10 protein-coding genes are annotated in these 12576 nt (G+C 40.7%); 7 read left to right on the top strand and 3 right to left on the bottom strand.

The features are described from left to right. Positions 1 to 134 precede the first annotated feature (134 nt). From EW142_RS10960 to EW142_RS10970, 3 genes are read right to left on the bottom strand one after another with little or no spacing between them, the layout of a single operon-like run. Positions 135 to 494 carry a hypothetical protein gene (locus tag EW142_RS10960; RefSeq protein ID WP_130613791.1) on the bottom strand — a complete coding sequence of 120 codons (360 nt, stop codon included), beginning with the start codon at positions 492 to 494 and terminating at the stop codon, positions 135 to 137. A gap of 29 nt (positions 495 to 523) precedes the next feature. Continuing rightward, positions 524 to 1774, bottom strand: a complete 1251-nt coding sequence (locus EW142_RS10965) for a BamG family beta-barrel-assembly machinery protein (RefSeq protein ID WP_130613793.1) — start codon at positions 1772 to 1774, stop codon at positions 524 to 526. Continuing rightward, positions 1764 to 3074: a DUF4270 family protein gene (locus tag EW142_RS10970; RefSeq protein WP_130613795.1), complete on the bottom strand. Its 1311-nt coding sequence runs from the start codon at positions 3072 to 3074 to the stop codon at positions 1764 to 1766. Before EW142_RS10970 ends, EW142_RS10965 begins: the two co-directional genes overlap by 11 nt. 215 nt (positions 3075 to 3289) lie before the next feature. On the opposite strand from EW142_RS10970, the gene EW142_RS10975 reads away from it, so the two are divergent. The 7 genes from EW142_RS10975 (at position 3290) to EW142_RS11005 (ending at position 12560) form a co-directional block, all read left to right on the top strand. After that, positions 3290 to 4165: a DUF6268 family outer membrane beta-barrel protein gene (locus EW142_RS10975; RefSeq protein WP_205783256.1), complete on the top strand. Its 876-nt coding sequence runs from the start codon at positions 3290 to 3292 to the stop codon at positions 4163 to 4165. A gap of 5 nt (positions 4166 to 4170) precedes the next feature. Beyond that, on the top strand, positions 4171 to 5181 hold the full coding sequence (locus EW142_RS10980; RefSeq protein WP_240740202.1) for a Kelch repeat-containing protein: 1011 nt from the start codon (positions 4171 to 4173) through the stop codon (positions 5179 to 5181). Then, a complete protein-coding gene (locus tag EW142_RS10985) occupies positions 5174 to 5581 on the top strand; it encodes a DUF4907 domain-containing protein (protein ID WP_205783258.1) in 408 nt (135 codons plus the stop codon). The genes EW142_RS10980 and EW142_RS10985 overlap by 8 nt, the downstream gene beginning before the upstream one ends. Positions 5582 to 5584: 3 nt before the next feature. Beyond that, positions 5585 to 6598 carry a sensor histidine kinase gene (locus EW142_RS10990; RefSeq protein WP_130613800.1) on the top strand — a complete coding sequence of 338 codons (1014 nt, stop codon included), beginning with the start codon at positions 5585 to 5587 and terminating at the stop codon, positions 6596 to 6598. Continuing rightward, positions 6595 to 7329, top strand: a complete 735-nt coding sequence (locus EW142_RS10995) for a LytR/AlgR family response regulator transcription factor (protein ID WP_240740203.1) — start codon at positions 6595 to 6597, stop codon at positions 7327 to 7329. The genes EW142_RS10990 and EW142_RS10995 overlap by 4 nt, the downstream gene beginning before the upstream one ends. A gap of 834 nt (positions 7330 to 8163) precedes the next feature. Next, positions 8164 to 11598 carry a T9SS type B sorting domain-containing protein gene (locus EW142_RS11000; protein ID WP_165395262.1) on the top strand — a complete coding sequence of 1145 codons (3435 nt, stop codon included), beginning with the start codon at positions 8164 to 8166 and terminating at the stop codon, positions 11596 to 11598. A 17-nt stretch (positions 11599 to 11615) separates the two neighbouring features. Further along, a complete protein-coding gene (locus EW142_RS11005) occupies positions 11616 to 12560 on the top strand; it encodes a PorP/SprF family type IX secretion system membrane protein (RefSeq protein WP_130613804.1) in 945 nt (314 codons plus the stop codon). Positions 12561 to 12576 lie beyond the last annotated feature (16 nt).

Here is a 12576-nt window from a genome sequence, read left to right on the forward strand (position 1 = left end):
AAAACGGGTCAGATTAAGGGTAGCGCCTTTTCATGGGCCCGTTTCTCTTTTGTTTTCTGTTCATAAAACAACCCCTTCATATAAAGAAGACCTCCAATCAGTCCTATTCTGCATGTGATACATATGAGAAAACATCACATTCTTTTCCGCATCTGATTCCTCATTTTAGGCTGTACCTCCTCTTTGTATTTTTTCATTTGTTCTGCGGTGAGCACAAGTTCAAGTTCGGCGTTCTTTTCCTTGGCAATTTTTTTCATATCGCCCATCTTACTGAACATAGATCCTTTTTGATTTAACAAGATTGCCTGCCTTTCAGAGTATTTAAGATTCAGCTCTGCCACTTGCTCCTCTTGTTCTTCACTCAGAATCAAAGCTTCTGTCATCATCTGAGTTTGATTGTCTGCCATTTTTTTGGGGTCCATTTGCTGTGCTGCAGCCCATTGTCCCATAAATAGCACAATTAGTGTGGTACCCAGTTTTGCTAAATTTATCATTGCACTTGTATTTTATATTGTTAGACGCTCTAATTAATTTTTCGTTTAATGAACCATATGTCCTTTAGGCTCAAGTTGATGTTTATTGAACTTATCCGTTCTTCTACCAAAATTCCGCCTGTGTTACCACGGTTATTGCTCGAAAAGGACAGGTTAAGCATGGATTTCGAGCGTCTCCCCAGTGGCAGTCCAAGGCCTAGTGTGTACCCTGTCGTTTCGATGCGCTCACCTGCAATGGTGAGGTAGCCAGAATCATGAAAAAAACCGGCCCTCATTTCTATATGCTGCCAATATTTCAACCCGTTTTTGTCAAAAAAATATTCCCCACCCAAGGAGAAAACATTTTGATCCACAAAGTCTCCAACATTGTCTTGCTGTGATGTCGACTCCCAAAGTTTCCAGCTGTAATCAACGTTAAGAAAGAGGTTATTCCAAGGATTGAAAACCAGACCGCCATTGAACTCAAATGGAAAGTCAAAAGAATCAAGCTCAATGTTGGTTTCATTTTCCACTGGACTGAGTGTGAAATCCAAAGTCTTATCCACGATTCGGTCTTGGGTACCCGACAATGTTGTTGGGAAATTTACACTGGCACCAACGGAAAACTTTTTGTAGAGGTCATATTGAAGTCCAAGGCCAAAACGGATACCACGGTAGCTGCTGGTTTCCTGGACAGTCAATCCACTGAGGTCAGCTTGAATGACCTCGGTTTCTTCAATGCTTCCAAACAGATAGGACACGTTTCCGCCCAGTCGAAGGTTTTTGAACAGGGTACGCCCATAACTCAGATTGAAATTGTTGAGCGCACCTGTGCCAAAAATATTGCTGGTGAATTGATCAAAAGATCCTTCAATCGTACTTTGAATGCCGATAAGTGAGTAGCCCACATCCGTCAATGGGGTCACTGAAACCCCAAATGTAGACTTGGGGTCAATGCTCGTTGCAAAACCTAAGCTCGAAAAGTTGCTGGCAAAACGTTCCTCTTGCGTAAAATTGTTTTCCAAAGAACTTAGTTCCCCCAAAAAACCAACATCAAGAATAAAGCTATTAGTGGTTTCGGTCCCATAAGAAGCTGGATTGTAATTGTTAATGAAGTTCGCCCCATGTAGAGCATAACCTCCCCTGCCCAACCCATTGTTCTTCCCCATATTGGAACTTGTACTTACCCCCAAACCAAAGAGCGAGTATGGCGATCCGGTGAGTCGATTGGTCTGCGCCCTCATACCTTCTGCGCTGATTAAAAGCAATACAAGCACCCATAGTTCCCGTTTACTCCTCATATATGGCATAGGTTAGAATTAAAGTGGCGCTAAATTCTTCGCTTTTCTCACCCTCTATGACGATACGATCCACACTTTGGCCATAATCGGGTGGAAAGACGACAAAGGCGTCGTCCACAATATTGGTTTCATTCAATTCTCGGTCTATGTATACTCCAATAGGGATTTCATAGACCAGTTCGTCAAACTCCCTTCTTTCACGGTCAATAATTCCAAAAACAGGCTGCCCGCCAAAGAATAATTGCTCGGTTATCACATTGTTTTGATCAATTAGGTTAATGGACAAAGAATCTCGAATGGGAACATTATCATCGTAGGTATTTGGGGGCGGCTTTATTTGTAAGGTTGCATTCAATATGGTTCCGGTCCCAGGTATGTCAAAGAGTTTTTTGATGGTTGGGAATTGAATGCGAGTCGCATAGCCGGTTCCCGATTGTATAAAACTCCGATTGTTTGATCGGGTAGACGGCAAGTTGATTTCTTGATCCGTAAGCGTATCCAAAACTGTCCCTGAAATATCACTTTGAATATTATTGAACACCTTGGGGCCTTCAAATTCTTGAATGAAAAGGTCAAAAGTTTCCTCTACATCATCAAACTCATCAGGAATTCGATAGAAAAATCGCAGGTAGGTGCTTTCTAAATTGGAGGAGAAACCAATGACGCTTGAATTGTCATCCCGACCTGGTTGAATGGTGAAGCCTTCAAATATCTCCCTCAGGTCTTCAGTAGAATTGATGGTATTATCAAGAATGCCATCAAATATAACTTCACCAAAATCAAAAGGGAGTGGAATATACAAGGAATCCTCATCTATTGGCTCTGGGGTAAAAGTTATGGTCTGAAGAGGAATGCTATCAAAAGCAATAGTACTGGTGTTATAAAAAAAATCATCCCTGATTCGTACTTCATCATTCAATAGGTGAACGTTGATTTCAGACAATGCCAGCGTATCGTTGTAGAAATAGGTATTGTAGCCCAACACAAGTCCAATACTATCCAATTCTGCATCGTCGGGGAGGTTGTAATCACTGGTCGACAGCTCAAAAAAGCTTGATGAGCGCACCTTTCCAAAAAAACTATCCTGGTATTGCCCCACAAGAACCCTGTCGGTACCGGAGGTGATTATGCTATCAAATCGGAAGGTAGATACTTCCACCGTGAAGGTATCAATTGACACCAATCTTACATTTGAATCGGCAAAATCTTGTCCTACCTCCAAGGTAGGGATGTCTGAAGTATCTGTAGAACACGCCAAAACAAAAACAAACAGCAGTATTGCCCAAAATATCGATCGCATACCGTCTTTTTCGTCAAAATAAATGGCTCATCCGCGATAGGTAAATTATTTTATACAAATCCTTCTAATTAACACATATACAGATATATAAACCTAACAAATCCACCATTTCGATTTCATCGGAACAATTGCAGGTTTGGTATAAGAATATTTTACGTCGGTCTATTTTTTTTTCCTTAGCAGCTCCTTGAAAATAGTTTTGGACAAAAATTGATTTGACTTCAAGAATCTATTTGGTTTTTTCGTTTATGATAAGTTCTACTCTGCAGGCACAAATACCAAGGGAAATTGCATCGTTTGACTATTCCTTGTTACCAAACATCAACAACACGGATATCTCGGAAACAAGTATACGGTTGAACCATCAATTCAATTGGGCAAACACCACTTTGCAATTACATGGAACCTACCTTCAAAGACAGTATCAATTTTATGGGAATACGGCTCTTATCAATTTTGGGAATTTTGAAACCACACATTTTCTTCAATTCAAAGGGACGGTAAACCGGTCTTTGGGGAAAAACTGGAAGCTACAATCCGAAATTGCTCCTAGCCTTGCCTCCAATTTGGAAAATGGTCTTAGCACCAGGGATTGGGTTTTAAATCAATCCGTTGGTCTGGTAAAAGAATGGAATGGCCCAAATAGAAAGGTCTCCTTAAAATTTGGTGCTGGCCGGGGCACTTTTTTTGGAAAACCACAGTTTGTTCCCATATTGAAATATGGGATATCGCATGGAAACAAATGGTCCCTGAATTTAGGTTTCCCCAAAAGTGATTACATCCAAGTAATTAATGAACGAAATAGTATTGCGTCGTTCATTGCAGTTAATGGGACCTATACCAATCTGTCCGGTAACATATCCATAGATGATCTAGGGACCTTTGAACATGCTAAACTGGTTCAAAACGGAATCGATTTTGGACTCGAATACCTGTTTAGAATCCAACCGAATTTCACAACCTCCCTTAAATCGGGATATTCCATGGTCAATTCCTTGGAGATACAAGATGAAAATGAAAACATCCTTTACGACTTTGACCCCAATGGGTCAGTGTACATTTCTATTGGATTAAAATATAACATAAAATAATGTGTATGAAAACTTTAGGCTTTGCTAGATTCATTTGGAGACCTTTATCTATTATGCTGTTCCCCTCCCTTTTAATACTGGTTTCCTGTTCATCGGATGACGAGGTGGATGAATTGGGCAATTGGGTCGAACGATCTGTGCTGGATGGTACACCAAGGAGTAGTGCCGCGGCTTTCACCTTGGGCGATAGAGGTTTTATGGGCACAGGCTATGATGGTGATGACTACCTGAATGATTTTTGGATTTACGATATAGAAGGTAATTTTTGGTCTCAAGGAGCATCATTTCCCGGTATAGCCCGCAGCGCTGCCACTAGTTTTACCATCAACGGTGTCGGTTATGTGGGCTTGGGATTTGATGGAGATAACGAGTTGGGGGATTTCTACAGCTACAATGCTGATAACAATACCTGGACACAAATTGCCGATTTTGGGGGATCTTCCCGTAGAGGGGCCGTAGGCTTTGGGTCTTCCACCAACGGTTATGTGGGCACTGGCTTTGACGGCGATAATGACCGTAAAGATTTTTGGAAATACGACCCTGTCACCGATCAATGGTCGGAGCTTATTGGTTTTGGAGGAACTAAAAGGCGCGATGCCGCCGCTTTTACCATAAATGGCCTTGTTTACTTTGGCACCGGAACTTCAAATGGGAGAAACCAGACCGATTTTTGGGTTTTCGATTCCAATTCCGAAACATGGACCCCACTACTCGATATAGATGACGACGATGATTACACCATTGTACGAAGCAATGCCGTTGGTTTTTCTATTGGGGACAAGGGGTATTTTGCCTGCGGAAATGGTGGGGCCGGCCCGATAGTCAGCGTTTGGGAATATGATCCCACCACCGATCTGTGGGAAGAAAAAACAGCCTACGAAGGTATTGCACGTGAGGGTTCAATTGCTTTCTATAATGGTACTCGTGCTTTTTTGGCATTGGGTAGAAGTGGCAACCTCTATTTAGATGATAATCGCGAATTCTTCCCGTTTGAGGAAGAAGACGAGGATGATTGATCTCAAAGAGAAATATAAGATGGAAAAGACGCAAAAAGTTATACTTTCAATGGGGATTGCATTATGCCTTACCGTCGGTATTCTACTGTTTTTGCACATGACTCGCCATGCTCCTTATGAGGACGGCCTGCGTTTGGAGGTAAAGGGCAGTTACAACACCGGATGGCAGTATGTGATTTATCATCATAAAAAAGTTCTTATCTATCAAAAAAGTATTCCTGTAGTTGCGGGAAGTGGTGCATTTGTCACTAAAGAAGATGCACAAAACATTGGCAACTTGGTATTGGCTAAAATTCGAAAAAACGAACTTCCGGTCATTCAAAAAACTGACTTGGAACGTTTTAATGTCCAGATTCCAGAAAAGGATTCTGTATTTTTAAGAGCCAAAGCTCAATTATAAGTGGTGCGCGTAAAGGAAGTTTGGATTCATATTTTTGTTTGGCTATGCCTTTTTGCGTTCCCAATTGCTATAAGTCTTACGCAAATAGGAACAATTCCCAAGAATTTTGTGCCTCGCATGTTGCTAAATCCGGTTTTGGCATATTTGAATTATTTGGTTTTGGTCCCATTTTTTCTCTTAAAGAAAAAGGTGTGGCAGTATGTGGTTTTATCTCTGGCAGTCTTGGTTTCGTTCAACTACATTGCCAACCATCTATTTTTTCCCACACCTCCCGAAAGACTTCAACAGCTAATTGGTTCTCAAAATATGGAGCCGTTTAAGAACATCACTTATGCCATGGGAGGAATTGTTTCCTTCTCTTTCTTCTTACTAGGTGGTTTATTACGGCTTACCAAGGATGTTTACAAAAGGGAAAAAATGCACAGCGTAAAGGAGGTCCGAAGACAGGAAACCGAGCTTCAATTTCTACGTGCGCAATTGAATCCGCATTTTTTATTCAATTCCTTGAACAGTATTTATTCTCTGGTCAGGGACAAATCGAGTGAAGCTCCAGAAGCTGTAATAACTCTTGCCGAGCTCATGCGCTATATGATCTATGAAGCAAAGAAGGAATTGGTTCCCTTATCAAAAGAAATAGATTACATAAAGAACTTTGTACAGCTTCAGGTCTTACGACTTTCCCATAGCGAAAATGTTAAACTCAAAATAACTGGGGATTACAATGATAAGTTGATTGCTCCTTTATTACTGATTCCCTTTGTGGAGAATGCTTTCAAATATGGGACAGATTTTAAGGGAAATACACATGTGGAAATTTTGATGAAAGTGGTGTCCGATGATTTGTTCTTCTCAATAAACAACAAAATAGGAGGTTACAAAAGAGATCAGGAAAATTCAGGAATAGGTCTTGAGAACATAAAAAACAGATTGGAGCTGCTCTACCCGGACCAACACTCACTTCTTATTAGGAAGAAGAATGGAAACTATCTTGTAAATCTAGAATTGCATCTTTCATGATGAACTGTATAATAATCGATGACGAACCCTTGGCCATTGGGGTACTGACTTCCTACTGCGAGGATTTGGGTGGAATCAATATCAAAGGAACTTTTACAAATCCATTTGATGCCCTTGGCATATTGTCCAAAGAGAACATCAATCTTGTTTTTTTAGATATTGAGATGCCTCAAATCAATGGCATAGATTTCCTTAAGACCATTGACCATAAACCTCTTTTTGTTTTTACCACGGCATACCCGCAATACGCCATTGAGGGATTTGAACTGAATGCTGTGGATTATTTGGTAAAGCCCATTCCGTTCATGCGCTTTGTAAAGGCCATCAACAGGGCAAAGGAAATCTTGGAATTGAGAACCCAGAATTCTAAGTCGGCGGATAACCTAACTTCCTCATCGGGAGGTTCTGGCAGTATCGACCAATTTATTTTTGTGAAATCTGACTACGACAACGTCAAAGTTAAACTTGAGGCAATTAAATACATACAAGGCTTGAAGGATTACTTAAAAATTCACACCAATTCCAGCAAGCCAGTAATTACCTTGATGAGCTTCAAAAATATGCAAGCCAAGTTGCCCAGCAGCATGTTTATAAGGGTGCACCGATCATTTATTGTAAACATAAATCAGATAAACTCCATTCAACGCAGTAGAATTGTTATTGACGATATGCGAATACCCATTGGGGACATCTATCGTGATGAATTTATGCGAAGAATTGGGCTCGGGTAGATTCTCAACAAGTTAGAAATTCCAATGCCCAATTCAACATAGGCATTGGTTAAACGAAAAGGGCCATCCGTAAAACAACATCCGATTTCTCTACAAATCCTACATACCTTGGTAACGCAGTTAGTCTGATTCTTTGCTTAATTGTTAAGCACGGATGAAAACTAGTAGTTAGTATGCACTTTTGATTGTTCGGTCAAAAAGTGTTTAGTTTAGTTGAGGTTTCTATTACTCCAAGGGATTTTTGAATCCCTTGGTAGTAATGGTTTTTTTGGCAGCCAATATTACCTCTTTTGTTTTGCATAATTCTTGAAATACACCCAACCCTTTCCATATGAATTTTAATACAACCCAAATTGATAATCCTTTGCCCGAAACTGACATTCTGTTCAATTTCCTATGGTTATATTGAATTCCGTATTTGGTAGCCTGAATTCTAGTTGAATGGAGATTGCGAAACCACTAAGAATAATTTCTTGGTGGTTTTTTTGTTGTTCGGATGCCTACGTGTTAACAAGATTTTTCTTCCAATTTCAAAAAACTTATTTGCCCATTTGGGGCTTTTATCAATTGTAATTGCCCATCGATGAATTACTGATAAAAGTATCAACCATTTATCCCTTATTTTATTGTTGCACCTATTCCATTATGTTCTAAAACAAAGGCCTAACCTGCTTCAAAATGATATCATTTTTACTCCCAAATCCGATGGTCTCTTCACTTGTAAAAAAGAAGCGATTTCTATTTTTTTTTAAAACAACTTCCATCTCATATATAAGATTCATTCCATTGGTGTTATTCATTTGTTTTCTGAATCCTGTCCAGAGTCAAACGCAATTGGATACATGGTTTAGGGCCGGAAAAGCAGTTAACGCACCTACAGCCGGCATATCATTATATCTACCAAATCCGGGCGTACCTGGCACCTTTGGAAATCCAGGTGGAGATGGAACTCTTGTGGACACTTGGTACGACATAGTCTACTTTGTGGAACAAAATGCGCTTCCCCACCCTCTACCATTTAACTATCCCGTTGAATTTAACCATCCTTTTGGCTTTCCAGCCTTTTTAACACCTGTGGGTATAACACCCGGGCAACCAGTTTTTCGAAGAAACAATACCAGTAATATCAACTTTAACCCGGTCATTGAGTTTGATGGAAGCGGTAGTGGACAAGCTCTCTATTTCGATTCCGATACAACGGAAGATGTGACCATTTTTGTTGTATTCAGAGCTACAGGAGCCGGTAATTCACAAGAAACACAACGATTACTTTATGGGGGAGATGTTGACACGCACCATACCTCATTTAACCCTAATAGTATCCGAACCAATCTTTCTTTAGGCGTATCTGATGGCAATCGTTTTTCAATAGGGCGTTCGTGGGATGGTGATGGAGGCGGGTATTTTCAAAGTGGTGGAATCGACTTGTTGGGTGAACCCTCTATTGGGGTTTTTACACGTCAAAGAGGTATAGATTTAGAAACCTTGAATACTTATGTAAATGGCTTAGACGATGTTATTGCTGTTAGAAATCACCCTTTAGCAGACAATCAATTATACTGGTACAACAGTATTGGGAAACATTTCAACAGCAATGACCCCAATCGTAATTTAACCGGTGAAGTTGCAGAATTACTACTTGTTGACAATGTTCTTTCCAACAACCACAGGCAGCGTATCGAGAGCTATTTGGCCCTTAAATATGGAATAACTTTAAGTAGCAACATGGCAGGGCAATTAGGAAGTGTCGTTGGCAACGGATCTTATGATTATTTAGCTGCAGATGGAACCGTAATATGGCAAACCGATCCCACCTATAAATTTGATATTGCCGGAATTGGTGTTGACAGATTTCGTGCCGCCGGGGGAATCAGCCTTCGTTACAACATCGATCAACGAATCTCGAAAAGTGTGAACTCCAATTCTATGGTAACAGTTTCCACAAATTCTGATTTCAGTACTGACAATTTGGATTTGACAAGGCCTCCCGTCGATGGTTCTCCGTTTTCATATGACCATAATTACCTAATATGGAGTAATGACCGAGGCAACATCAACGGAACCAATGTTGAACTCCCAACTAGTATCGTATCACGCATAGAACGTGAATGGAAAGTGCAAACCACCCGTTCTGGAGGAGTCAACCCAATTTCTGGAGTCAGTATCCGTGTGGATCTTTCAAGTTCAGATCTTCTCAATAATGGTAATTGTGGCATCAAATTATTAATTGATACAGATGGCGATGGCGATTTCACTACAGGAGCGATTACCCAAATAGATGCGACTCTCATTGATGGTACCGATCACGCCTTCTTTGATGGAATCGATTTTCAAGATGGTGAAGTTTTCACTGTTGGATATGGTGACAATGTTGATCCAACAGGAAGTAATCCAGCTCCTATAATAGTTTGCGATACCGTTCCCTTGCCAGACATTAATGTCGTAAATGATGAAGCTGATAATTGTGGAGTTCCAACAGTATCTTTTATCAGTGATATAAGCAATGGGAGTACAAATCCTGAAACCATTACACGTACCTACAGAATTATGGACGCTGTAGGTAACTCTATTGATGTTCAGCAAACGATAACTCTATACATATCCCCAAATGTGAATGCTGGAAGTGATGGAGAAGTCTGTGAAGGAAATGACTATGATTTATCAACTTCGACAATAACACCATCTGCTAATGATTTCAGTTCCTTGACGTGGAGCGGAGGTGATGGGTCTTTCAATGACATATCGCTACTTTTACCTACTTACACTCCTGGTCCCAACGACATATTAACCGGTAATGTTGTGCTCACCTTAACTGCACATAGCTATGGGTCATGCATTGATTTCATAGATTCTATGACTTTGACCATAAACAACACCCCGATCGCAGACGCCCCCGCGGACGTGGAGAGCTGTGACTCCTACATCCTGCCCGCACTGGCCAACGGCAACTATTTCGACGCCCCCAACGGAGGGGGCAACGCCCACTTCGCCAACGATGCCATAACCGCCACGACCACACTCTACGTCTTCAGCCCCGGAACCGGGTCGTGCCCCGACGTGGAGAACTCCTTCACCGTGACCATAAACAACACCCCGATCGCAGACGCCCCCGCGGACGTGGAGAGCTGTGACTCCTACATCCTGCCCGCACTGGCCAACGGCAACTATTTCGACGCCCCCAACGGAGGGGGCAACGCCCACTTCGCCAACGATGCCATAACCGCCACGACCACACTCTACGTCTTCAGCCCCGGAACCGGGTCGTGCCCCGACGTGGAGAACTCCTTCACCGTGACGGTCAACAAATTGGGAATTTCCAATACCATAGAGAATGAATCCTGTCAAGGAGCTGAGGATGGTCTAATTCGAATAGCAATTAGCGGAGGTGAAGGACCCTATAGACTATCAATAAACTCGATGTCCGAAATGATTTTTACCGATAGCTCATTCACCATTGACGAGCTGGCCCCTGGAGATTATTCCATAACCATAACAGATCAAAACCAATGTCAAGTAAATGATTTCGTTGAAGTATTTAGTGATGGCGTTAACTTAAATGCCACAATAGAACCCATTTATGACTGCGATTTGGGTGCTCCGGCCAATCGATTGAATGTTACTCTAGAAAATGCTTCAATATCATCCGAGGTATTGTACGCTTTGGATTCGACGAATCCCAACGATTTTACGACTGATTCAAATTTTACCAATATTGCCCCAGGAAATCACTTTCTATCAATCCTACATAATAATGGATGTCTTGAAACCATTCCTTTTGTAATTGAAGATTTTGCTCCGCTTACCCTTGATTTAGTCAATACAAACATCAATGAAATTACATCATCTGTATCCGGTGGGTCACCACCTTACACCTATTTCTTTGAAAATCAAACTGGAACCTCTAACAACGTTTTCTTGATTGAAGGTACTGGAACTTATTTTATAAAAGTAGTAGATAGCAAGGGCTGTGAAATTATAGACTCTATCACGCTCAACTTTCTGGATATTGAAATCCCCAACTTCTTTACTCCAAATAATGACGGACAAAATGACTTATGGATGCCAAAAAACATTGAAAAGTATTCAAACGTTACAACATTCATTTTTGATAGATATGGAAGGAAAATAAAAACCATGGGAAATATGGACTATGGTTGGGACGGTTATTATGAATCCAACCCACTGCCGTCAGGTGATTATTGGTATGTAATAAAACTAAATGATGAAAGCGGACGAGAGTATATGGGGCACTTTACATTATACAGATAAAACGAAATAGAATTCCTGTGAAACGCTTATTGAACATATTATTTCTCATCGTGGCACTTCAAATAAATAGTCAAGAACTAACAGCGCCCCAATTGTCTCAATATTTATCAGACAATCCATTCTTAATGTCTTCTTCCTATGCTGGGATTGGCAATTTTGTAAAGGTTAGAATGAATGGTCTTACCCAGTGGGTAGGTGTTAAAGATGCTCCAGGAACCCAATCGCTTTCCGCGGATGTACGATTGGGAAATCGTTCTGGGATTGGTATGGTTCTATACAACGATTCTAATGGGGAAACCAAGCAAAAGGGAGGCAAAATTTCCTTTGCACACCATTTGACCATAGATAAATATGACAATCATTTTTTTTCATTTGCCCTTGCCTTTAATCTAAACCAGTTTCGAATAGATATTGAAAATTTTGATGCCAATAATGATATGGGGATAACCAACGATAGAGCTTCAAGCAATCCCAATTTTGACATCAGCGTACTGTATAGAAAGGAAGGGTTTTACCTAAGTCTCACTACCAACAATCTATTGAATAAAGATTTCAAAAAATTCAATCCCATATATGAACCCAACACCTTGCGCAGTTACCATTTTTATTCGGGTTATAAAATGAGAAGAAGCCGTAGGGCAGAGTTCGAAATAGAACCTTCGATCTATATACAATATTTTGAGAATGACGGTCGATCGGTGACAGATCTAAATACCAAATTTAGATGGTATGATTTTATAGATTATTACTACGCAGGCATTACCTATCGCTTTCTAAACGACCAACTGGGGCAACCTATGTACATAGCTCCAATTTTAGGTATGAAAAAGGGCAATTTTTACTTCGGTTACTCCTATCAAATCGTAATGAACGAAATATTGGGATACTCTTCTGGAACCCATGTTGTAACGGTTGGAATAGATCTCTTTCAGGGAATTTCCAATTGTACTTGTACCTATTAAAACCATAAACACATTT

The organism is Flagellimonas allohymeniacidonis, from assembly GCF_004296335.1.
Lineage (GTDB): Bacteria > Bacteroidota > Bacteroidia > Flavobacteriales > Flavobacteriaceae > Flagellimonas > Flagellimonas allohymeniacidonis.